Source organism: Photorhabdus kayaii (assembly GCF_025384895.1).
Taxonomy (GTDB): domain Bacteria; phylum Pseudomonadota; class Gammaproteobacteria; order Enterobacterales; family Enterobacteriaceae; genus Photorhabdus; species Photorhabdus kayaii.
This window is the reverse complement of the sequence record NZ_JAJAFZ010000012.1, coordinates 15,244-38,040: the sequence shown is the minus strand read 5'-3', so window position 1 is coordinate 38,040 and position 22,797 is coordinate 15,244. Positions and strand designations below refer to the sequence as shown.

The following is a 22,797-nucleotide window of genomic DNA, read 5'->3' as shown; positions in this document are numbered from 1 at the left end:
ATCAATCAGCCAACTCCAAAATCTTTACCACCAACTGTGAAAAACTTAATCCAGCCTGACGCGCAGCCATCGGCACCAAGCTGTGACTGGTCATCCCCGGAGAGGTATTCACTTCCAACAGATAGAAATCACCATCAGTATCCATCATGACATCAACTCGCCCCCAACCACTGCATCCAACTGACTGATAAGCTTTAAGCGCCAGTTCTGTCAATTGCTGCTCTTTTTCATCACTTAAGCCACTTGGACAAAAATATTGTGTTTCTTCAGACCAATATTTTGCATCATAGTCATAAAAAACAGCAGCGGGTTGAATACGAATAGAAGGTAAAGCCGCATCACCAAGGATGGCTACTGTGTATTCCGGGCCGTTCAACCATTTTTCTACCAGCAAGTCAACGTCATAACGAAACGCTGCCTCTAATGCGCCACGCAACTCTGAAATCTCATCAACCTTAGTCATACCAACACTGGAACCTTCCAGACTTGGCTTAACAATTAATGGCAAACCTAAATCTGCTACATATTCTTGGAGTTGAGAATCAGTCAATCGTTCAAATTGCTGAGAATTAATTGAAACATATGGCGAAACAGTCAACCCAATTCCCTGCCATAACTGTTTTGTACGCAATTTATCCATTGACAGTGCAGAGGCCATCACGCCACTACCGGTATAGGGTAACTGCAAAAATTCCAATACACCTTGCAAAGTACCGTCTTCCCCACCACGCCCATGAAGCGCGATAAAGACTTTCTCAAATCCAGCTTCTTTAAGTTGAGTCACAGGAAAATCTTTTGTATCAACTGGATATGCATCAATACCCGCTTCTCTCAATCCAGCCAACACGGCTTGTCCCGATAACAGCGAAACTTCACGCTCAGCGGAAGTTCCGCCCAACAGTACCGCGACTTTCTCAGCCATTGTGTTTTTCCTCATTCAAAGATGGCTGTAATTTCGTTTCAGCCAGATTACGCGCTATTTTGCCTATATTGCCGGCCCCTTGAACCAGAATTAAATCATTACCATCCAGCACCTGTGCCAATGCAGCGGTCACCTTTGCCGGATCAGAGACCAAAATCGGATCTAACTTACCGCGGCTACGGATAGTACGGCACAACGAACGACTATCTGCCCCCGGAATAACCACTTCACCCGCAGAGTAAACATCCAACATCAGCAATACATCTACCTGATTCAATACATTGGCAAAGTCATCGTACAAATCACGGGTACGGGTATAACGATGAGGTTGAAATATCATCACAATCCGTTTATCCGGCCAGCCCGCGCGAGCGGCTTTAATGGTTGCATCCACTTCCGTTGGATGATGACCATAATCATCAACCAACATCGCACTGCCACCTTTGCCGTTAACATGTTCCAGAGGAAAATTCCCCAAAAAATCAAAACGGCGCCCGGTTCCCTGAAAACCTGCCAACGCAGCCAAAATATCACTGCCAGAAATCCCTTCCTCAGTCGCAACAGCCACTGCTGCCGCCGCATTCAGCGCATTATGGCGGCCCGGTGCATTCAATACGACTTTCAGATCTGCCATATCTTGACGACTAACAGTAAAATATCCCTGAGCACCTTTTTGCTGATAATGGGTGATACGTACGTCCGCGTCCTCACTAAAACCATACGTCGTGATATAGCGCCCAACACGAGGAATTAACTCTTTGGCAACCGGATCATCAATGCACATGACTGCACGCCCGTAAAAAGGTAGGTTGTGCAAGAAGTTGATAAACGTCTGTTTCAAGTTTTCGAAGTCACCATGATAGGTATCCATATGGTCTGCTTCGATATTCGTAATGACCGCCACCATCGGCTGCAAATGCAAGAAAGAAGCATCACTTTCGTCAGCTTCCGCAATTAAATAACGGCTACTGCCAAGACGAGCATGCGTTCCTGCTGCTTTAACTAAACCACCATTAACAAAAGTGGGATCTAAACCAGCCTGTGCATAGATGCTAGAAATCATCGCTGTTGTTGTCGTTTTACCGTGAGTCCCGGCAATAGCAATACCATGACGGTAGCGCATCAGTTCTGCCAACATCTCTGCTCTGCGAATAACCGGAATTCGGGCCTCACGAGCAGCAACAATTTCCGGGTTATCCGCCAAGATTGCGCTTGAAGCCACAACAACACTGGCATCCAGTATATTTTCAGGACGATGATTAAAATAAATCTGAGCGCCCAACTTAGTCAGTTGACGAGTTACCGGGTTTGGTGCCAAATCAGATCCACTAATCTGATAACCTTCATTAGCCAACACTTCGGCGATCCCCCCCATGCCAGCACCACCAATGCCAACAAAGTGGATGTGCCTGACTTTTCTCATCTCAGGCACGAAAACTCTTAATTTCGCCAGTTGTTGTGTATTCACGTTTTCTTCTTCACTATATATGTTTGCTTCACCGCCCCTTTTAAGGCGGTCTAAATCATTTTTTTGCCGCATCGATTAATGCCGCCGATACTCGCTCAGTTGCATCAACAATTGCTGCTGAACGGGCTTTTACCGCCATTTCCAGCAATTGTGGCCGTTGCCATTGAGTTAATAATTCGATTACTGCATCAACCGTAAATTGGGGTTGCTCCAATATTCTTGCTGCGCCAACCTTTTCTAGAGGTAACGCATTCCAGTATTGCTGACGATCTTTATGCTGAAATGGCACAAAAATCCCAGGTAATCCCGCCGCTGACACTTCACTAACCGTCAACGCGCCAGAACGACAAATCACCACATCAGCCCAAGCATAAGCTTGTGCCATATCGTCAATAAATTCAGTAATCTTATGTTCGCATTTAACTGAATTGTCATAGGCATTCTGAACACTCTCTTTAGCCCCTTTGCCTGTCTGATGCCAAAGAGTAATTTTATCACCCATACGGGCAGCAATTTCAGGCATTGCCTGGTTAAGAATTCTCGCCCCCTGACTGCCACCAACAACCAGAACTCGAATCGGACCTTCACGCCCTGCCAAACGTTGTTCAGGTACAGGCAGTGTCAACACATCTTCGCGAACAGGATTGCCAACAACGGGCGCTTTTGGAAATGCGCCGGGAAATGCTTGTAAAACAGTCGTAGCGATTTTAGCCAGCCACCGGTTTGTCAGCCCGGCAATACCATTCTGTTCATGCAATACAACCGGAACACCGCACATCCACGCAGCAACGCCGCCGGGACCAGAAACATATCCCCCCATGCCAAGCACGACATCTGGCTGATAGCGACGCATAATCGCCTTTGCCTGACGGATTGCTTTGAAAATTCGGACCGGGGCAGCCAACAATGCTTTGATCCCTTTACCTCGCAGACCAGAAATCTGAATAAATTCAATATCAATGCCATGTTTTGGCACTAAATCGGCTTCCATACGATCCGCTGTTCCCAACCAGAGAACGTCCCAGCCCTGGTCTTTTAAATGATGAGCTACAGCCAGACCCGGGAAGACATGTCCTCCAGTTCCACCTGCCATCACCATCAAACGCCGGGTTTTGCCACTCATCGGGGGCTCCTTACAAACGCTTGAGCTTTTGCCAAGCGTGTTTCAAAATCAATTCTTAATAGCAATACGATAGCTGTCGACATAATCAGCAAACTTGAACCACCGTAACTAATCAAAGGTAAAGTCAAACCTTTAGTCGGTAACATACCTGCGGCGGCCCCAACGTTAACCAGAGCTTGGAAACTAAACCAAATACCCACCGAACAAGCCAGAAAACCCGAAAAACGCTGATCCATTTGTAATGCGCGGCGACCTATCGTCATTGCGCGAAAAGCGACGAAGAATATCATTAACAACACCAAAACCACACCTACGTAACCTAATTCTTCTGCCAAAACAGAGAAAATAAAGTCAGTATGTGCTTCCGGCAGGTATTCCAGTTTCTGTACTGAATTTCCTAGTCCTTGCCCTAAAAACTCCCCTCGACCAAAAGCCATCAAAGATTGCGTTAATTGATAACCTTTGCCGTATGGATCTTCCCAAGGGTCCAGAAAGGAAGTTACACGGCGTATACGGTAAGGTTCAGCAATGATTAACAAAACCACCGCGAATACCCCTGAACCAATAATTGCTAGAAACTGCCATAATTTTGCCCCGGCCAGAAATAGCATTGCCAACGTTGTTACAAACAGTACAACCACTGTTCCCAAGTCAGGTTGAGCCAGAAGTAACACTGCTAACACGACCATCACGCCCATTGGCTTACAGAATCCCCAAAAGTTATTCCGCACTTCTTCTACTTTGCGCACCAAATAACTGGCGAGATAGCAAAATAGAGAAAGTTTCGATAACTCAGCAGGTTGAATTCTCAAAGGCCCAATGGCAATCCAACGCGATGCACCATTTACTGAATTTCCCACCACCAGGACAACCAGCAACAAAATAATGGAAATAAGCAGCATCAGATTGCTATAGCGTTGCCAGAAATCCATCGAGATACGCAATGTAATCAATGACAACCCGAAAGCCAGCAAGAGATAAATCGCATCACGCTTAGCAAACAGAAACGGATCTTCTGCAAGACGCTGCCCAACCGGCATCGATGCTGATGTCACCATAACAAAGCCGATAATTCCTAATCCGAGTGTCAGCCAAACCAGTGTGCGATCATACAACACCATATTGGTGGCATCAGTTTCACGGCCACCAATAACCCAGTCTTTTAATCTACTGAATCCCGGAATAGACATCAGCCCAACTCCTTTGCCAAACGGGCAAATTCATGACCGCGCTGTTCAAAATTACGGAACTGATCAAGGCTTGCACAAGCAGGAGATAACAGCACCATGTCACCAGCCACCAGACGCGGAGCAATATCACGTATCGCCTGTTCCATAGTTTCAGTCAATATCGCTATTTCCGGGCGGAGTTGAGCCAACTGTTTTCCATCCCGACCAAAGCAGTAAAGCTGAACTTTATTCCCGCTCAGGAAAGGTTTAAGCGGAGAAAAATCTGCCGACTTACCATCACCACCTAATAGCAAATAAAGCGAGCCCTCCAGGTTCAGACCATCAAGTGCCGCCACCGTACTGCCAACATTGGTCGCCTTAGAATCGTTAATCCAACGCACCCCGTTGTTCAGACGAACAAGCTGGAAACGGTGGTCAAGTCCCGGATAAACCGTCAATGTTGCCAAACTGGCTTCACGAGGAATACCAACCGCATCAGCTAAAGCCAATGCAACCAACCCATTGACGTAGTTATGTCGTCCAGTCAGCTTAATTTCATTTGTCGCCAGCAGTGATTGGTTGTGAACTTTCAAAAAGGCATTTTCACTATCAAGCTGGTAGTCACCACAATCGACACCAAAGCTGACACAACGGCTATCCATACCCGTTTCAGGCAGTGTCAGGGGATCTTGAGCATTCACAATACATCTTTTCGCCTGACGATAAATCCTCAGTTTAGCCGCCCGGTACTGAGATACCCCCTGAGGATAACGATCCATATGGTCCTCAGTCACATTAAGCACAGCGGCGGCTGTTGCGTTCAGGCTATATGTAGTTTCCAACTGGAAACTGGAGAGCTCTAAGACATAAAGCTGACAAGATTTCTTCAACAATTCTAATGCAGGTAGGCCAATATTACCGCCAACACCCACCTGCCAATTAGCCGCTTTCGCCATTTCACCGACAAGACTGGTAACGGTACTTTTACCATTAGAACCCGTAATGGCGACTATCGGGGCTGTTGCTTCACGGCAAAACAACTCGATATCACCAACAATTTCAATACCTGCATTAGCCGCAGCCTGCAATTCCGCCGTTGCCAAAGCAACGCCTGGGCTTACAACAATCAAGTCAGTATCCATCAACCAGCCAACATTCAGGCTTCCACTGTGACACTCAACACCAGCGGGCAGTTTATCCTTGCCGGGTGGTACCGCACGAGTATCTATCACACGAGGGATCACCCCTCGTGCCATAAAAAAGTCAACACAGGAGAGACCCGTCAGCCCCAACCCGATAATGACGACTTTTTTACCCAAATAATCCGCCATGATTAACGTACCTTCAATGTTGCCAAGCCAATCAGCACTAGCATCAGAGAAATAATCCAAAAACGCACAATAACACGCGGTTCTGGCCAGCCTTTCAATTCATAATGATGGTGAATAGGTGCCATACGGAAAATACGCTGCCCGCGCAGTTTAAAAGAACCCACCTGTAAAATAACTGACAGGGTTTCCACCACAAATACACCGCCCATAATCACCAGTAGAAACTCTTGGCGTAGCAACACAGCAATCGTCCCCAGTGCACCACCTAATGCCAAAGAGCCCACATCTCCCATGAAAACCTGAGCCGGATAAGTGTTGAACCACAAGAAACCTAGTCCTGCGCCAACAATCGCAGTACAGACGATAACCAGCTCACCAGCATGGCTCAGATAAGGGATATGCAGATAGTTAGCAAAATTGACATTACCTGTCGCCCATGCCACTAAAGCAAAACCAGCGGCAACAAAAACGGTTGGCATAATTGCCAAACCATCCAATCCGTCAGTCAAATTCACTGCATTACTGGTTCCGACAATCACAAAGTAGGTCAACAGAATATAAAGCACACCCAGTTGCGGCATCACATCTTTAAAGAATGGCACGACCAATTGTGTTGCCGGAGTATCTTTACCGAAACTGTACATTGCAAACGCTACCCCCAATGCCAGGACGGACTGCCAGAAATACTTCCAACGGGCAATCAACCCCTTAGTATCTTTGCGCACAACTTTGCGGTAATCATCCACGAAACCAACAATGCCGTAACCAATCAGCACAATCAGCACGCACCAAACATAGGGGTTATTCAAGCGCACCCACAACAGTGTAGAAATCGTAATTGAAAGTAAAATCAGCAAACCACCCATCGTCGGCGTACCACGTTTGCTAAAGTGAGATTCCGGCCCATCATTGCGAACAACCTGCCCAATTTGTAATTTTTGCAGAAAGGCGATCATACGCGGCCCCATCCACAATGCGATAGCCAAAGCAGTCAGCAGGCTGACGATAGCCCTAAACGTCAAGTAAGAAAAGACGTTAAAGCCGGAGTGATATTTGACCAAATATTCGGCCAGCCAAACTAACATGTAAAGCTCTCCTGTAATGCGTGGACAACATCTTCCATTGTGGTATTACGCGAACCTTTAACTAACACTGAAAAGACTTTGTGTTGTTGTAATAGTGGAACTAATGTTGCGATCAATGCAGCTTTATCCGCAAAATGCTGACCACAACCGCTCGCTTCACTAACATGAATACTTAATTCGCCCACACTGAACACACTATCGATACCGCTAGAAGCTGCGGTTTCACCAATCTGACGATGGTAATCTGCTGACTGTTCACCCAATGCCCCTATATCGCCAACAACCAGTACTCGGTAACCCGGCATCTGTGATAACACCTGAACTGCAACGGTCATTGAACCGACATTGGCGTTATAAGTATCATCAAGCAGCAATTTTCCTTCTGCCAGATTGATTGGAAACAACCGCCCTGGTACCGCTTTCAGCTCAGACAAGCCCAAACGGATATCTCGCAGGGTTGCGCCAACAGAAATGGCTAACGCACTGGCCGCTAACGCATTGGCGATATTGTGTTTTCCAGGCAACGGCAAATTGATTTCTGTGCTACCAATAGGCGTATGCAGACAAAAATCCGTAGTCAGTTGTTTAACCTGAACATCTGTAGCGTAAAAATCAGCACCTGATGCTTGTTGCATGGAAAAACGCTGTACTGTTTTGTCGCCAATAACCTGCTGCCAGTGAGTCCAATCATTGCTTTCCATATTGATAATGGCCGTACCTTTCTCTGAAAGACCGGTAAAAATCTCGCCCTTAGCTTTTGCAATACTCGCCAGAGAGCCAAAATCCGCTAAGTGCGCAGCAAACAGGTTATTAATTAACGCTGTTTCTGGCAGGGTCATTTTTGCGGTATAGGCAATTTCACCAACATGACTTGCACCTAATTCAACCACAGCAAACTCATGTTGTTCTGTCAGCCTGAACAATGTCAGCGGCACACCGATATCATTATTCAGATTACCTGCGGTATAGAGCGTGTCACCACATTGGCGCAAAATCGCGGCGGTCATCTCTTTTACCGATGTTTTGCCGGACGAACCCGTCAACGCAACAACACGGGCATTACTCCGCTGGCGAACCCAACTCGCTAATTTACCCATGGCTAAACGAGTATCTTTAACCACGACCTGTGGAAAGTTAATATCCAATACGCGGCTGACAAGCAAAGCACTGGCACCAGCTTTGGCTGCATCAGCACAAAAATCATGAGCATCAAAACGCTCACCTTTCAAGGCAATAAACAAACTGCCATTTCCAACCTGACGGCTGTCAGTAGTCACATCACTAATACAAATATTTGCTGCCTGCTGCTCAGTAACCTGATTCAATACGCCATCCGTTACTTGTGCCAGTTGTTGCAGAGTAAGGGAAATCATGCAATCACCCCCAGTAACTGAGCAACAGTCAACCGGTCTGAGTAATCCAAGCGACGATGGCCTACCAATTGATAATCTTCATGGCCTTTACCCGCTATCAATACAACATCATCTGCTTTTGCCTGCATAATAGCGTTGGTTACCGCTTCAACACGGCCATGAATCGTTATCGCACCTCCCGGATCAAGAAAACCCGTTAAGATGTCAGTAACAATTGCCTGTGGCTCTTCATTGCGCGGATTATCATCTGTAACAATCACATAATCGGCCCACTGTTCTGCAACGCCCCCCATCAATGGGCGTTTACCTTTATCACGATCACCACCACAACCAAAAACGCACCAAAGTTTACCCTTACAATGTAAACGTGCGGCTATCAAAGCTTTCTCCAGCGCATCAGATGTGTGAGCATAATCAACGACGACAACGGGTTTATCCGGTGCCGAGAATACTTCCATTCGTCCACAGACAGGTTCCAAGCAGGAAGCTGTTGCAAGCAGTTTTTCCAGCGGATAATCCAGAGCTAATAAGGTGGAAAGCGCCAACAACAGGTTGCTGACATTAAATGCTCCCATCAGGGCACTATCAATTGTACCGCCTCCCCAACTGGACTCGAAGGTAATGGATACCCCTTTATCGTGATACTTTATTTCACGCGCCGCTAACCAACGCCCCTGCCAATTTTCCGGCAGACAGTTTTCCATCGTCACAGCAACCGCTTGCGGTAAACGGGACAACCATTTCAATCCAATATCATCATCAGCATTAATGATTTGTTGTTTCACATTATGCGTGGAAAACAGCAACCATTTAGCTGCTTCGTAGTGCGCCATATCACCATGATAATCAAGATGATCACGGCTCAAGTTGGTAAACACTGCCGCTTCAAACGACAACGCAGCTACACGCCCCTGAACCAGTCCATGAGAAGAGACTTCCATTGCCGCAAAAGTCGCCCCTTGCCGAACAAGTTGTTGCAAATCCAGTTGAATATCAACAGCCGAGCCTGTGGTATTTTCACTTGGCGCCACATGCCCCAGTAAACCATTACCGACAGTTCCCATCACGGCACTGGTTTCCCCCAATCCGTGACTCCACTGAGCAAGTAATTGGGTAGTGGTTGTTTTACCATTGGTTCCGGTTACACCAATCAAGTGCAACTTATCACCAGGGTGACAATAAAACTCACCAGTTAACTGTGACAACTTATTATTCAAATCGTTCACATAAACAACCGGAACACCGTGCATAATCTGTACGGTTCCGCTATTGGCCTCGCCCTGGGCTTCTGCAATAACCGCCGCAACCCCTTGTGCGATGGCTTGAGGAATGTAGTCTCGACCATCTGCCTGGTGCCCTTTAATGGCAACAAACAGATCTCCGGCAGCCGATTTACGGCTGTCCAATGTCATTTCGCGTAACGCACGCACTGGGGCGTCAATACCCAATGGCGCAAGTAAATCGCGTAGATTACGATCTGCCACCTGTATCCTCTTTCTTATTAATCACAAATTCGTTTTTATCACCTGCCGCCAAAGCATCTGGCTCCACATTCATGATGCGTAGAACACCCCCCATGATGGTGCCAAATACTGGCGCAGAAACCGCACCACCGTAATACTTACCTGCCTGTGGCTCATTAATAATCACAACCAGAGCAAACCTTGGGTTACTTGCAGGGGCAACCCCTGCGGCGTAAGAGATATATCGATTAATGTACTTGCCATCCGGCCCGACTTTCTTCGCAGTACCCGTTTTGATTGCAATCCGATAACCTTTTATTGCGGCCGTTACTCCGCCGCCACCGGGCAAAGCCACACTTTCCATCATATGAACGACCGTACGCATAATTGGCTCAGGAAAGACTCTGGTGCCTGGTACGGGTGGATCAACTTTGGTAATCGACAGGGGACGATAGATACCCATGCTGCCAATCGTTGCATAGACCCGTGCTAACTGTAATGGCGTAACCATCAACCCGTAGCCGTAAGAAAAGGTAGCCCTATCAAGATCTGACCACCGTTGTCTGTTTATTGGATATAAGCCACTGCTTTCTCCGACCAACCCCAGATTGGTCGGTTTTCCCAACCCAAAACGAGAATAAACATCCACTAACTCTGTCGCAGGCATCGCTAACGCCAGCTTAGAAACACCAACGTTACTTGATTTTTGTAAGATACCAGTGATAGATAATTCAGAATAACGGCCTACGTCTCTAATTTCCTTGCCGCTAATCCTATAAGGTATTGTATTAATAACGGTATTTTCTTTGACAATACCATCATTCAGCGCAGCCATGACCACCATAGGCTTAACAGTGGAACCTGGCTCTAAAATATCGGTGATAGCACGGTTACGCATTACTTCTTTGGGCGTATTGATACGATTATTTGGGTTATAAGATGGGCTGTTTGCCATTGCCAGCACTTCTCCGGTATTAACATCTACTAATACTGCTGTACCGGATTCTGCTTTATTAAAGGCCACCGCATTGGTTAATTCGCGATAAACCAGCGCCTGTAAACGTTCATCAATACTCAATACCAGATTGTGTGCCGCCAGACTATCCACAGATGAAATATCTTCGATGACACGGCCAAAGCGATCTTTACGTACAGTCCGCTCACCCGGTTGCCCCGTCAACCAACGATCAAAACTTTTTTCTACGCCTTCAATACCCTGACCATCAACGTTGGTCACGCCAATAATATGTGCCGTTACCTGACCTGACGGATAATAACGCCGGGATTCCTGACGCAAATAAATTCCCGGTAATTTCAGTTTATGAATATAATCGCCAACTGATGGGTTAACCTGACGCGCTAAATAAACAAAACGGCCTTTTGGATTAACGCTAACTTTGTCAATAAGCTGTTCAAGAGGCAAATTAATAGCATCAGATAAAGCTTTCCAGCGGGTATCACCCGTAATTCCCCCTTGTTCAAATACCTCTTTCGGATCTGCCCAAACAGCATTTACTGGAACGCTAACAGCCAGAGGTCGGCCCATTCGGTCACTGATCATACCGCGAGCGGTAGGGACTGATTGCACGCGCAGGGAACGTAAATCACCTTCTTTAACCAGTTGATCAGGATTGATGACCTGCAAATAAGTCACTCTCAGCAATAAGGCAATTAAAGCTACAGCAATCCCCCCGCATAACAAAGCAAAACGCCAGCTAACAAAACTGGCTTTTTTATCTTCTTGCCTTTTTAACTTCACGGGGCGTGCTGCTTTCATCTCTTACCTTTTTAATAATTAAATTAACTCACTGTGAAACAACAATGTTTTCCTGAGCAGGGTTAACATGCTGCATATGCATTTTTTCAACAGCTATCCTCTCAACCCGGCTGTGATCACCCAAAGCATTTTCTTCGAGGATCAAATTGCGCCACTCGATATCTAATGCATCACGTTCCACCACCAGATGCTCTCTTTCAGCCGTCAACAAGCGAGTTTCATGTGCAGTAGTTACAACAACTATGGCCGAAACCAGTACAACAACTAGAAGAATTAACGGTATCTTGGCATTCTTGAGCAAATCGCTGCCGATAATACCGGTTAATCCGTGACGTTCACCTGCCATTATTCACTAACTTTTTCAGCAAAACGCAAAACAGAACTACGAGCCCGTGGGTTATTAGCCACTTCTTCCTCTGGAGGTTTCATCTTGCCAATCGGTTTCAAGCTACGCCCGCCTCGTGCTTTCAGTTGCTCTTCTGTGAGTGGCAATCCTGCCGGTACTTGTGGCCCTCGACTATTCTGACGAATAAATCGTTTAACAATACGATCTTCCAGCGAATGGAAACTAATCACTGAAAGTCTCCCCTGCGGTGCAAGCACTTGTAATGCCCCCTCCAGCGCCTGCTCAATCTCTTCCAGCTCACTGTTGATATAAATCCTAATAGCCTGGAAACTCCTGGTTGCTGGATGCTTATGTTTTTCTTTTACCGGGCTGGCCTGAGCAATCAAATCGGCTAGCGCTTTTGTTCGGGTAATTGGCTCTTCCTGATTGCGTGCCACAATGGCTCTGGCAATGCGTTTGGCGAAACGCTCTTCACCAAATGTTTTCAATACCCAAGCAATATCATCTGCTGTTGCGTTCATCAGCCATTCTGCTGCTGACTGCCCGCGAGTCGGGTCCATCCGCATATCTAGCGGCCCATCACGCATAAAAGAAAAACCGCGTTCCGGATCATCCAACTGGGGCGAAGAAACACCTAAATCCAGTAATACACCATCAATTTTGCCGATTAGCCCGGCTTTTTCTGTATAGTGAGCCAATTTAGAAAATGGCCCATGTACAATTGAAAAACGTGGATCTGTAATCGTTTTCGCCACTTCAATCGCCTGAGGATCTCGATCAATGGCAATTAAGCGGCCTGCCGTCCCCAATTGCGACAAAATCAGACGTGAATGCCCTCCACGGCCAAATGTGCCATCAATATAGATGCCATTTTCACGAATATTCAGTCCGTTGACTGCTTCATCCAACAATACGCTGGTATGTTTAAAATGACTATTTGCCATATTTATAGTGATAATTCCTGTAGCCGTACTGATAAAGGTTCCTGTGTGGATTGCTCAGCTGCAATATCATCTTTAACCTGTTGATACCAAGCCTGTTCATCCCACAGTTCAAATTTGTTGAACTGACCAACCAGCATGACCTCTTTGACTAGCCCTGCATGCTGACGCAATGTATTAGCTAACAAAAGACGTCCTGCACTATCCATCTGGCATTCACTGGCATGACCTAAAAGTAAACGTTGCACCCGACGCTCCGCCGGATTCATGCTGGATAAGCGAGAAAGTTTTTCTTCAATAATCTCCCATTCAGATAATGTATAAAGCAACAAGCATGGTTGATGAAGGTCAATGGTACAAACCATTTGCCCTTGTGATTCCTCATTTAGCATAGCCCGGTATCGGGTAGGTACGGTGAGCCGCCCCTTGCTATCGAGATTTATCTGCGTTGCTCCACGAAACATCCTCAGGTCGCCCCTGGTGATCAAAAATTACCACTTTATCCCACTAATCCCCACAATAAGGAGTTTACGGATGGGATGAAAACCTTGTCAAGCCAGAGCCGATGCGCTTTAGCTATATTTGATGGCAGGATTTTGGCTGTTGGGAGGCATAATTATTAAATTTAGCAATATCAATAATAATTAACACCATGATAATTCTGAATAATTTTACAAGCACAGGGAGAATAAATGTTTACGGCAAAATAATGAAAAAATAGTTGTGTGATTAATTTATTTACATAATTTACATTTCATTACTATTTAACCACCGTGCAGCAATGTTTATCATTCTATTCGATGCATTCAACACTCAAACTAACTAGCAACAAAAAGCCACAAGATAAATATTATTAAAATCAATTTAATATATAAAAGACGGTAAAAAAACGGGAGTAAATAGACAAATCCCAAACTCAAATAAGCGCTGTTCCATGCGCTTCTTCCTACTGAATAATTTATGTATGAACGAAATTGCTATTTGCTCGCGCTAAAACACCTCTTTTAAGACAGATCTGACAACCAAAACCCCCCATCAGAAAATTAATGAGGGGTTTTTATCATATTTTCCGACTCAGGCTTCCTCGCCGACATAAGTCACGATGTATCCGTGTGATACCTGGCCCTGGCTTCTGCTTTTCATCCAGACTTGCTAACACCAGTTCCAATACCCGTTCAGCAATTTCACGATGACGCTGCGCTACAGAAAGCACTGGACATTCAAGGAAATCCAGTAATTCATGATCACCAAAAGTCGCAATAACCAATTGATTTGGTAAACGGCCGCTGTGTTTTAGCGTAACATCCATGACTCCCTGTAACAGGGCAAAAGAGGTGGTGAACAACGCTTGTGGCATTGGATGAGTTTCTAACCATGTGGTGAACACTTCAGCAGCCGCATCACGCTCATAGCTGTTTGAGTAAAGATACATCACTTTACGAGGGTCATCTTTCCATGCTTCACGGAACCCCTGTTCACGCAGAAAACTGACTGATAATTCAGGTAATGCACCGAGATAAAGCACAGATTCAGCAGAGAATTGACGAAATTCTTGCGCCAACATCTTTGCATCTTCAAAATCATCACCCACTACGCTGATAAAGTGTTCATTTTCGAGTGCCCGATCGAGAGCAATAATAGGCAAAGAACGATTTGCCCAGCGTTGATAAAAAGGATGCTCCGGCGGTAATGCGGTAGAAACAATAATTGCATCCACCTGACGTTGTAGCAGGTGTTCAACACAGCGCATTTCATTATCAGGTTGGTCTTCCGAACAGGCTATCAATAACTGATAGCCACGCTGACGAGCCTGACGTTCCAAATAATTAGCAATACGGGTATAGCTGGTATTTTCTAAATCTGGAATAACCAAACCAATAGAACGGGTACGTCCTGCACGGAGACCGGCTGCCACAGCATTAGGATGGTAATTATGCTCTCTGACCACTGCCATCACTTTTTCTACCGTTTTATCACTGACACGGTATTGCTTGGCTTTACCATTAATTACATAACTGGCCGTTGTGCGTGAAACACCTGCAAGGCGGGCGATTTCATCCAGTTTCACATTAACTCCTTCATAGACCCCAAAAAGGCCCTACTTTATCGCAGAGCCTGATAAATGTATGCACATAGCCCCGCAGTTTGCGATTTTTCATCGCATAATTTTATCCCCACGAGAGACACCGACAATACCCGAACGAGCAACTTCAACAATTTCAGCAACATCCCGAACAGCATCGAGAAAGGCATCCAATTTATCGCTGGTTCCCACCAACTGTACGGTATATAAGGTCGAAGTCACATCAACGATCTGCCCACGGAAGATGTCAGTACTGCGTTTGATCTCTTCACGTCCATATCCACTGGCCTGCAATTTGACTAGCATAATCTCACGCTCTACATGAGAACCCGGTGCCAACTCGCTGACTCGTAACACATCCACCAACTTGTGCAACTGTTTTTCAATCTGTTCAAGTACCCTTGCATCGCCCTTAGTCTGAATTGTCATCCGCGATAATGTCGGATCATCAGTTGGGGCGACAGTTAAACTTTCAATGTTGTAGCCACGTTGGGAAAACAGACCAACAACCCGGGACAAAGCCCCTGATTCGTTTTCAAGTAATACAGATAAAATCCGGCGCATAATCAGGTTCTCTCCGTTTTGCTTAACCACATCTCATCCATTGCTCCTCCACGGATCTGCATAGGATATACATGTTCAGTTTCATCCACAGTGATATCAACAAATACCAGCCGCTGATTTTCAGTCACCTCTTTCAAGGCTTCGGCCAATTTACTTTCCAATTCATCATAACGTTGAATAGAAATGCCAACATGACCGTAAGCCTCAGCCAATTTGACAAAATCAGGCAAGGATTCCATATAAGATTGAGAGTGACGACCGGCATAAATCATATCTTGCCATTGTCTTATCATCCCCAAGAAACGATTATTCAAGTTCAGAACCAGTACCGGCAACCCATATTGCAACGCGGTAGACAACTCCTGAATATTCATCTGAATACTGCCATCCCCCGTAACACAGACTACCGTCGCTTCCGGTTTCACCAATTTAACGCCCAAAGCAGCCGGTAAACCAAATCCCATCGTTCCCAAACCACCGGAACTGATCCAACGCCTTGGTTTATCAAATGGGTAATGCAATGCAACAAACATCTGATGCTGCCCAACATCTGAAGTGACGTAAGCTTCACCCTTCGTCAGACGATAGAGAACCTCGATAGCCGCTTGTGGTTTAATTTTTTCACCACTGCGATCAAAACTGAGACATTTACGGCTACGCCATTGCTGAATAGATAACCACCAATCTTTTAGCGCATCGGGATCTTGTGTATCTTCTACTGTCTCCAGCAACGCCAGCATTTGCCTAAGCACCTGTTTAGCATCACCGACAATAGGTACATCTGCGGAAACCGTCTTCGAAATTGATGTTGGATCAATATCAATATGTAATACCGTTGCTTCCGGGCAATATTTTTCCAGATTATTGGTTGTACGATCATCAAAACGTACACCGACAGCAAAAATGACATCTGAATTATGGATTGCTTTGTTAGCTTCGAATGTACCATGCATACCGAGCATGCCCAGGCTTTGCAGATGAGTTGCAGGGAAACTGCCTAATCCCATCAAGGAGCTCACAACAGGGATATTGAATTTTTCTGCCAATACCAGTAATTCTGCTGAACAATCTGCGTTAATCACCCCTCCGCCTACATATATGACGGGTTTTTTCGCATTCAATAATTTGCTTAATGCTCGCTTAATCTGCCCTTTGTGTCCTTGAATCGTTGGATTATAAGAACGCATACTTATCTGATCAGGATAAATATAGGGTAATTTTACTGCCGGATTTACCGTATCTTTCGGTAAATCAATAACGACGGGTCCCGGACGACCACTGGAAGCTAGATAGAAGGCTTTTTTCAGTACCTTCGGAATATCCTCTGCTTTTTTCACTAAAAAACTGTGTTTTACGATCGGGCGGGATATCCCTACCATGTCACATTCCTGGAATGCATCATTACCAATCAACGAACTGGCGACTTGACCGGACAATACAACCATTGGAATTGAATCCATATAAGCTGTGGCAATACCGGTAATGGCATTAGTTGCTCCTGGACCGGAGGTGATCAATACCACACCAACCTTCCCGGTAGAACGAGCATAACCATCAGCCATATGAACTGCCCCCTGCTCATGACGTACCAGGATATGCTCAATGCCCCCAACCGTATGCAGGGCATCGTAAATATCCAGTACTGCCCCCCCCGGATAACCGAATATATGCTTAACGCCCTGATCAATTAACGATCGGACGACCATTTCAGCTCCTGATAACATCTCCATAGGTTTTCCTCCAGGCTCTGTTTGCAAGTTAATAAATCGGAAGTTCCTTCCACTTTTATTTTAGTAAGACGAATGGCCTCTCAGCGATATATTGATGCTGAGTTAATTAACATAACGCTAGAAACGGGTGTTAGCAATGTGAGTAAAGGCAGAATAGCAACTTTCTGACAATTCCAAATGTCTCCTGCAAGCGTTATCTTACTATCAAGAAGCTAAAGATAAGTAGAATATGATTGGCTATACCTAAAAAGAACGACAACGTATAGGTATTATCCAGTATATATACGATAAAAAACTAAAAAGCAGTTTTCAAAATCGTTTAAGTCACCGAAGTATGAAGCTGACAAAGGAAATGCAGACAAATGCCTCAAATAATTTGACCGTCATTTCCTCGTTTCTGAATAACTATTGTGAATAATTCATTCAGGTAAAACCCATTTACCCCATTTTAATTAGAGAACACGATAAAATCCTTTATTTTTTCTAGAAAACTAATTCCATATATTCAATACTTACCTGGATATATAAATATTTATTTTCATTATTAAATAACCCGACATAATAATCAGTAAAATGACGATTTAAAATAAAAGAAAATTATATTAATTAAAATAGCCAAGTTATGAATATAAGTAAACTTGGCATATCTACAAAACAACAAGACATTTATTTACAACATTGAATTATCTTTTAATATCTTTTCTAGCTGAGGAAAAACAGTAAAGCCGTCGCGATCTAAAAAGTGCCCACCATCGGAGAAACCATATAATTCAGTCCGGAGCTGCTGACTTAAATTTAATGTAAACTGTGGCGATACAATCTCATCATTAAGCGATAATATTGCTATCCGTTGGTTTATTTTCTGTCTGAGCGAGCTAAAATCCAGCTCCTCTTCAGTAAATGTACTTAATTCAGGTAAGGTTGATAGTTTTTCATAAAATCCTGAAATTAGTACAACTCCCCCAATATTTACATTATCAGGTAAAGATGAGATATAACGGAGTGTAGCAATGCAACCCAAACTATGTCCAAAAAAAAGTGTTCTTTCGTTAGGACTGGAAATGCTCTCCTGCAATTTTTCTTGCCATAAATGGGGAAAAGGAGCATGAGATTCAGGCAGTTCCGGCACAATAACATTAATATTTAACTTTTCATACTGATCTTTAAGCCAAGGAAACCAATGGTGATCAGGGGTTGCTGAAAGACCATGAACAATAACGACATTATTGAAATTCATCAATTCACCTAATTATACAAAGTGTATTTTATTTACTATACAGACTTTAAATTATCTTATCCATATATACCCGTCATCTTTCAAGTTGCCTCTTTGTTAGCTGCACTCACCCCAGTCACATCGTTATCTATGCTCCCGGAGATTCGCTCCCTTGCCGTCGCGATGCATCTTGAAATCTGGGTATTTTCAGAAAAAACCCAAAGCGGGATATTACTACAATATCCCTCATACTTTCCCTGAATAACTGGTAACACTAACTCTTTGTATAAAATCCCGAAAATCAATCTTGATACATAGATTCAATCTCTTTATAGTAACGCTGCATAATAATTTTCCTCCTCAATTTCAGTGTTGGAGTTAATTCACCCGTTTCCATTGAAAATGGTTTTGGCAGTAATATGAAACGCTTTACCTGATCGAAGTGAGCAAAGTTTTTCTGCACCTCTTTCAAGCGTTGCTCAAACATTTCGATAATCTGACTATGGCGTAGTAATTCAACCCGGTCATGATATTTGAGATTAATTGACCTTGCATACTCTTCCAATGCTTCATAACAAGGCACGATAAGAGCGGATACAAATTTACGGGCATCAGCAATAACAGCCACATGCTCAATAAAACGATCTTGCCCTAGCGTGCTTTCAATCATTTGAGGAGCAATATATTTCCCATTCGATGTTTTCATCAAATCTTTCAGACGTTCAGTAATGAACAAATTACCATTTTCATCCAACTTACCAGCATCACCTGTACGCAACCAACCGTCTTGAGTAAATGCCTTGGTGGTTTCTTGCTGATTATTGAAATAGCCTTTCATCACAATTGGGCCACGCACTTGTATCTCATCTTCTCCACTGATACGGACGTCAATGCCAGGCAAGGGTTTACCAATAGAACCAAATATATAACCTTGCTCTTCCCAACAGGAAACCGTGGCACAAGTCTCTGTCATACCATAGCCATATTTGATATTTATCCCAACAGCGAGAAAGAACAAGATAATCGTTTCGTCCAGACGTGCGCCAGCCGCAGGTAAAAACCGAACTCTGCCCCCCAATACATTTCGCAATTTACTCAACACCAATTTATCAGCCAGTCGATGCATTACTGTTGACCAAAGGCAGCTTTTTTTACTTTGCAAATTACGTAAAAACTGACGCTCACCACATTTAATCGCCCAATTAAAAAGTTTTCTTCGATGCCAAGGAGCCCTAGAAACCTTTTCAAAAACCGCACTATAAATTTTTTCGTAAAATCTCGGCACTGCACACATCACTGTCGGGCGGATATCCGCCATAGCTTGACGAACAAAATTAGTGTCGGTCAGATAAACATTTTGTGCTCCTACATGCATGACATAGAAACTCCATGCGCGTTCAAAGACATGGGATAACGGCAGAAAACTCAAAGAAACGTCCTGATCAGTTAATGTCAAGATATGATCATGTGAATACAACTGATAGGCTAAATTGCGGTAATCAAGCATGACGCCTTTAGGCTCACCCGTGGTACCAGACGTATAAATAAGTGTAAAGAGATCATCCAGATTGTGGTTAGCAATACGGGTTTCCAACGCAGATTGATGTTGTAATTTATTATCCGCCATGAAATCAGATAAATGCTGAGCTAATGAACAATCCCGCAAATCGACTGATTCATCTAAGACAATAATGTGACTTAACTGAGGGCAACGTTCTGTCAAAGTAATAGCAACATCATACTGCGGCTGCCCGCCAACAAACAAAATACGCACACCAGCATCATTAAGTATGAAACTAGCCTGTTCTTGACTACTGGTTGCATATAGAGGGACAGTGACCGCCCGAAGTTGTAATACAGCGATATCTGCCAATGACCACGCCATGCTGTTATGTGCAAAGAGGCCAATTTTTTCTTGTACATCAACGCCAATCTCCAACAACGCCCGGCTAATAGCATTGGTCTTTTTGCCAATATCATTCCAGTTTAGTTCGCGTTGTTCAGCCGGAGACCATTGGCGAAAAGCAATTTTCTCTGGGTGTTGTTTGATTTGTTGTTGCAACCGGTTTATCAAGTGATAAGGATGTAAATTTTTAGTTATCACAATCTTTTTCCTGTTCGAAAAACTTTTTTCTTATCGGAGAAAAAACAGTAATTTAATTCTCTGATAATACCTTTTCGCATCACTTATTCGCTTTTCAGCTTACAGGTGTTAGCTATTTCCTTGCAGTCTACCGATTCCTGAACAACAGGAAAAGTCTATTTATCAAAAGTTGAAAAATTTGTGATAAAATAAAAAAACTCACCACCCTTATCCAGTAGTGAGTTTTCAAGTTAATTATCTGCTACTAAGTTGACTCAACAACGATTTCATCCATTGATGCCCTTTATCTTTCGTTGTAGATTCATGCCAAATCAAATAACACGGACGACTTACTTTCTCCCACGGTAATGAAACCGCTCTTATTGCTAATTGTTCGTTATAGTGCTCAACTAACCATTTTGGTGCAATCGCAACCAAATAGGTTTGAGAGACAATATGCAACACACTATTCAAATCGGTCCCCTGATAAACCACCGAACGCAAACGTTCACCTCCATCATAATAGGGAACGCTGAATGAACAGATATTATCCAATGATACAACGGCATGATGTTCCTCATACAATTGCTGCTCACTAATACTATTTTCAATTCTTGGATGATGATTAGAAACAGCCAAAACCAACTCATCATTGAATAACGGGTAATGATGAAAATCCATACGTTCTAGCTGCGTATAGCTAATGACAAACTCAGTTTCCTGATACCTGAGCTGATGTTCAATATTATCATGTAGATATGATCTAATCGTCACACCCAGATTGGGTGTATTTTGTTTCACCTGTTCAACTATTTTTGCAGCCAGTCTAATATCTAGAGGGCTACAAATTGAAAGACTAAAAACCCTATCACTATTATCAGGTTCAAAACCAACCCCAGGTAACTCGTTATATACCAGTTGTAATGCCTGACGGACGGGACCAAATAATTGATGAGCTCTTGCCGTCGGTTGTATTCCACGCCCATAACGCACAAATAATTCATCATTGAACATTAGCTTCAAACGAGAAACCGCATTACTGACAGCCGGTTGTGACATTCCTAATATCTGTGCCGCACGTGTTACATTCTGCATTTGCATAACTGCATCAAAAACAGTCAGAAGATTGAGATCCACATTACGTAAATGAATTTCATTTGGATCTTTTTTGGTTGCAGTTACTGAGGTGTATTCAGCCATTGTTTAACTCCACTAAACTGATGCAGATGATCCCAGCTAATAACAAAACATCGGAAATACCTTCATTTATTACTCAGATATTACGATGACTCTAACTATTAACGAGATCAATTGTCTTAATCATTTCGATAACAAATAATTAAGACTCGTCCTTGTACAAATCTGAATACGCATAGCTAACCAGCGCATCCCCTTATTAATGTTAAAAATATATAATTTCAATTAGTAGACAATGTAGTGCTCATTATTCATTCACAAAAAAGTACAATTATGTTAACAATTTATTCACCCTGATATTTTGTATATGACGATAAATCAAAGAATTACACAATTTACAATAAAATTACTGACTTATTATTATTAAACAATTTTATCAGAGTTATTATATTATAGAATTATTTTTTCAAAGATATATAACATAACGTCCTATTTGTATCTATTTTTCCAATGACAAATGATGTTTTTCGGAAAAATACAAATCGACTTCCAGCTCATCACACAAAAAATACTTCATTTTAATTAATCAGTATAATGCGCTATTTTTTATATAAATCTGAGCTTATCATTAAAGTCAAACCAGAACAAAAAAGGATAAAATAAAAGCTTTTTAAATATAAACAGATCAACACTTCAATTTATCACCATGAGAAAAGTAAAACCAAGGATCATATGCCTAAATGAATTCTTGACATCACTTTTAAGATAACGTATCAATAAAAGCATACGAATCACAAACACTCATTAATACTACTGAAAGGTTGGATCGATATGATTCACTCAATTTGTCTACTAAACCTACTACTCATCGTATCTGATATGCGCGGTATGCTGGTGGACAGAAAACAGAGTTGATTTAAAACAGAGTTGGTCCAAACCAGACATTAACAAGAACCCGCGCCAAGCGCGGTTTTTTTTTACCTGCT

Annotated in this window: 19 protein-coding genes; all 19 read right to left on the bottom strand. The window is 43.5% G+C overall.

Annotated features, from left to right (window positions below; translation table 11 throughout):
- Nucleotide 1: 1 nt before the first annotated feature.
- The 19 genes from LGZ98_RS06810 to leuO all read right to left on the bottom strand — a co-directional run bounded on the left by LGZ98_RS06810 (nucleotide 2) and on the right by leuO (nucleotide 21,874).
- A complete protein-coding gene (locus tag LGZ98_RS06810) occupies nucleotides 2-922 on the bottom strand; it encodes a D-alanine--D-alanine ligase (protein WP_113043345.1) in 921 nt (306 codons plus the stop codon).
- The gene (gene murC / locus LGZ98_RS06805) at nucleotides 915-2,390 is read right to left on the bottom strand and encodes a UDP-N-acetylmuramate--L-alanine ligase (protein ID WP_113043366.1); all 1,476 of its coding nucleotides are present in this window, start codon (nucleotides 2,388-2,390) and stop codon (nucleotides 915-917) included. Before murC ends, LGZ98_RS06810 begins: the two co-directional genes overlap by 8 nt.
- Nucleotides 2,391-2,445: 55 nt before the next feature.
- The gene (gene murG / locus LGZ98_RS06800) at nucleotides 2,446-3,513 is read right to left on the bottom strand and encodes an undecaprenyldiphospho-muramoylpentapeptide beta-N-acetylglucosaminyltransferase (protein ID WP_113043346.1); all 1,068 of its coding nucleotides are present in this window, start codon (nucleotides 3,511-3,513) and stop codon (nucleotides 2,446-2,448) included.
- On the bottom strand, nucleotides 3,510-4,703 hold the full coding sequence (gene ftsW, locus LGZ98_RS06795) for a cell division protein FtsW (protein ID WP_113043347.1): 1,194 nt from the start codon (nucleotides 4,701-4,703) through the stop codon (nucleotides 3,510-3,512). Before ftsW ends, murG begins: the two co-directional genes overlap by 4 nt.
- Nucleotides 4,703-6,013: a UDP-N-acetylmuramoyl-L-alanine--D-glutamate ligase gene (gene murD, locus LGZ98_RS06790; RefSeq protein ID WP_228899538.1), complete on the bottom strand. Its 1,311-nt coding sequence runs from the start codon at nucleotides 6,011-6,013 to the stop codon at nucleotides 4,703-4,705. The genes ftsW and murD overlap by 1 nt, the downstream gene beginning before the upstream one ends.
- Nucleotides 6,014-6,015: 2 nt before the next feature.
- Nucleotides 6,016-7,098: a phospho-N-acetylmuramoyl-pentapeptide-transferase gene (gene mraY, locus LGZ98_RS06785; RefSeq protein WP_011147820.1), complete on the bottom strand. Its 1,083-nt coding sequence runs from the start codon at nucleotides 7,096-7,098 to the stop codon at nucleotides 6,016-6,018.
- Nucleotides 7,092-8,471: a UDP-N-acetylmuramoyl-tripeptide--D-alanyl-D-alanine ligase gene (gene murF, locus LGZ98_RS06780; RefSeq protein ID WP_228899502.1), complete on the bottom strand. Its 1,380-nt coding sequence runs from the start codon at nucleotides 8,469-8,471 to the stop codon at nucleotides 7,092-7,094. Before murF ends, mraY begins: the two co-directional genes overlap by 7 nt.
- Nucleotides 8,468-9,955, bottom strand: a complete 1,488-nt coding sequence (gene murE / locus LGZ98_RS06775) for a UDP-N-acetylmuramoyl-L-alanyl-D-glutamate--2,6-diaminopimelate ligase (RefSeq protein ID WP_262977858.1) — start codon at nucleotides 9,953-9,955, stop codon at nucleotides 8,468-8,470. The genes murF and murE overlap by 4 nt, the downstream gene beginning before the upstream one ends.
- Nucleotides 9,942-11,711, bottom strand: coding sequence for a peptidoglycan DD-transpeptidase PBP3 (locus tag LGZ98_RS06770; RefSeq protein ID WP_113043351.1), 1,770 nt, complete (start codon nucleotides 11,709-11,711; stop codon nucleotides 9,942-9,944). Before LGZ98_RS06770 ends, murE begins: the two co-directional genes overlap by 14 nt.
- Nucleotides 11,712-11,739: 28 nt before the next feature.
- On the bottom strand, nucleotides 11,740-12,060 hold the full coding sequence (gene ftsL, locus LGZ98_RS06765) for a cell division protein FtsL (protein ID WP_041380284.1): 321 nt from the start codon (nucleotides 12,058-12,060) through the stop codon (nucleotides 11,740-11,742).
- Nucleotides 12,057-13,001: a 16S rRNA (cytosine(1402)-N(4))-methyltransferase RsmH gene (rsmH, locus tag LGZ98_RS06760; RefSeq protein WP_113043352.1), complete on the bottom strand. Its 945-nt coding sequence runs from the start codon at nucleotides 12,999-13,001 to the stop codon at nucleotides 12,057-12,059. Before rsmH ends, ftsL begins: the two co-directional genes overlap by 4 nt.
- 2 nt (nucleotides 13,002-13,003) lie before the next feature.
- Nucleotides 13,004-13,462 carry a division/cell wall cluster transcriptional repressor MraZ gene (gene mraZ / locus LGZ98_RS06755; RefSeq protein WP_011147826.1) on the bottom strand — a complete coding sequence of 153 codons (459 nt, stop codon included), beginning with the start codon at nucleotides 13,460-13,462 and terminating at the stop codon, nucleotides 13,004-13,006.
- Nucleotides 13,463-14,058: 596 nt separating this feature from the next.
- Nucleotides 14,059-15,066: a catabolite repressor/activator gene (gene cra, locus LGZ98_RS06750; protein WP_113043353.1), complete on the bottom strand. Its 1,008-nt coding sequence runs from the start codon at nucleotides 15,064-15,066 to the stop codon at nucleotides 14,059-14,061.
- Nucleotides 15,067-15,153: 87 nt separating this feature from the next.
- On the bottom strand, nucleotides 15,154-15,645 hold the full coding sequence (ilvN, locus tag LGZ98_RS06745; protein ID WP_167405300.1) for an acetolactate synthase small subunit: 492 nt from the start codon (nucleotides 15,643-15,645) through the stop codon (nucleotides 15,154-15,156).
- Between the two features lie 2 nt (nucleotides 15,646-15,647).
- On the bottom strand, nucleotides 15,648-17,375 hold the full coding sequence (ilvI, locus tag LGZ98_RS06740) for an acetolactate synthase 3 large subunit (RefSeq protein WP_113043354.1): 1,728 nt from the start codon (nucleotides 17,373-17,375) through the stop codon (nucleotides 15,648-15,650).
- Between the two features lie 670 nt (nucleotides 17,376-18,045).
- Nucleotides 18,046-18,612, bottom strand: coding sequence for an RBBP9/YdeN family alpha/beta hydrolase (locus tag LGZ98_RS06735; RefSeq protein WP_113043355.1), 567 nt, complete (start codon nucleotides 18,610-18,612; stop codon nucleotides 18,046-18,048).
- A gap of 80 nt (nucleotides 18,613-18,692) precedes the next feature.
- Entirely contained in the window at nucleotides 18,693-18,866 is a 174-nt protein-coding gene (locus LGZ98_RS06730; protein ID WP_158536584.1) for a hypothetical protein, read from the bottom strand.
- 26 nt (nucleotides 18,867-18,892) lie between these two features.
- The gene (locus LGZ98_RS06725; RefSeq protein WP_191214919.1) at nucleotides 18,893-20,692 is read right to left on the bottom strand and encodes an AMP-dependent synthetase/ligase; all 1,800 of its coding nucleotides are present in this window, start codon (nucleotides 20,690-20,692) and stop codon (nucleotides 18,893-18,895) included.
- Nucleotides 20,693-20,929: 237 nt separating this feature from the next.
- Nucleotides 20,930-21,874 carry a transcriptional regulator LeuO gene (gene leuO / locus LGZ98_RS06720; protein ID WP_113043357.1) on the bottom strand — a complete coding sequence of 315 codons (945 nt, stop codon included), beginning with the start codon at nucleotides 21,872-21,874 and terminating at the stop codon, nucleotides 20,930-20,932.
- Between the last annotated feature and the right edge of the window lie 923 nt (nucleotides 21,875-22,797).

What these genes read in the sequence shown, in the direction of transcription:
- LGZ98_RS06810 (WP_113043345.1), bottom strand. Translation starts at nt 922, where the DNA reads ATGGCTGAGAAAGTCGCGGTACTGTTGGGCGGAACTTCCGCTGAGCGT.
- murG (WP_113043346.1), bottom strand. Translation starts at nt 3,513, where the DNA reads ATGAGTGGCAAAACCCGGCGTTTGATGGTGATGGCAGGTGGAACTGGA.
- ftsW (WP_113043347.1), bottom strand. Translation starts at nt 4,703, where the DNA reads ATGTCTATTCCGGGATTCAGTAGATTAAAAGACTGGGTTATTGGTGGC.
- murD (WP_228899538.1), bottom strand. Translation starts at nt 6,013, where the DNA reads ATGGCGGATTATTTGGGTAAAAAAGTCGTCATTATCGGGTTGGGGCTG.
- mraY (WP_011147820.1), bottom strand. Translation starts at nt 7,098, where the DNA reads ATGTTAGTTTGGCTGGCCGAATATTTGGTCAAATATCACTCCGGCTTT.
- murF (WP_228899502.1), bottom strand. Translation starts at nt 8,471, where the DNA reads ATGATTTCCCTTACTCTGCAACAACTGGCACAAGTAACGGATGGCGTA.
- LGZ98_RS06770 (WP_113043351.1), bottom strand. Translation starts at nt 11,711, where the DNA reads ATGAAAGCAGCACGCCCCGTGAAGTTAAAAAGGCAAGAAGATAAAAAA.
- rsmH (WP_113043352.1), bottom strand. Translation starts at nt 13,001, where the DNA reads ATGGCAAATAGTCATTTTAAACATACCAGCGTATTGTTGGATGAAGCA.
- mraZ (WP_011147826.1), bottom strand. Translation starts at nt 13,462, where the DNA reads ATGTTTCGTGGAGCAACGCAGATAAATCTCGATAGCAAGGGGCGGCTC.
- ilvN (WP_167405300.1), bottom strand. Translation starts at nt 15,645, where the DNA reads ATGCGCCGGATTTTATCTGTATTACTTGAAAACGAATCAGGGGCTTTG.
- ilvI (WP_113043354.1), bottom strand. Translation starts at nt 17,375, where the DNA reads ATGGAGATGTTATCAGGAGCTGAAATGGTCGTCCGATCGTTAATTGAT.
- LGZ98_RS06735 (WP_113043355.1), bottom strand. Translation starts at nt 18,612, where the DNA reads ATGAATTTCAATAATGTCGTTATTGTTCATGGTCTTTCAGCAACCCCT.
- leuO (WP_113043357.1), bottom strand. Translation starts at nt 21,874, where the DNA reads ATGGCTGAATACACCTCAGTAACTGCAACCAAAAAAGATCCAAATGAA.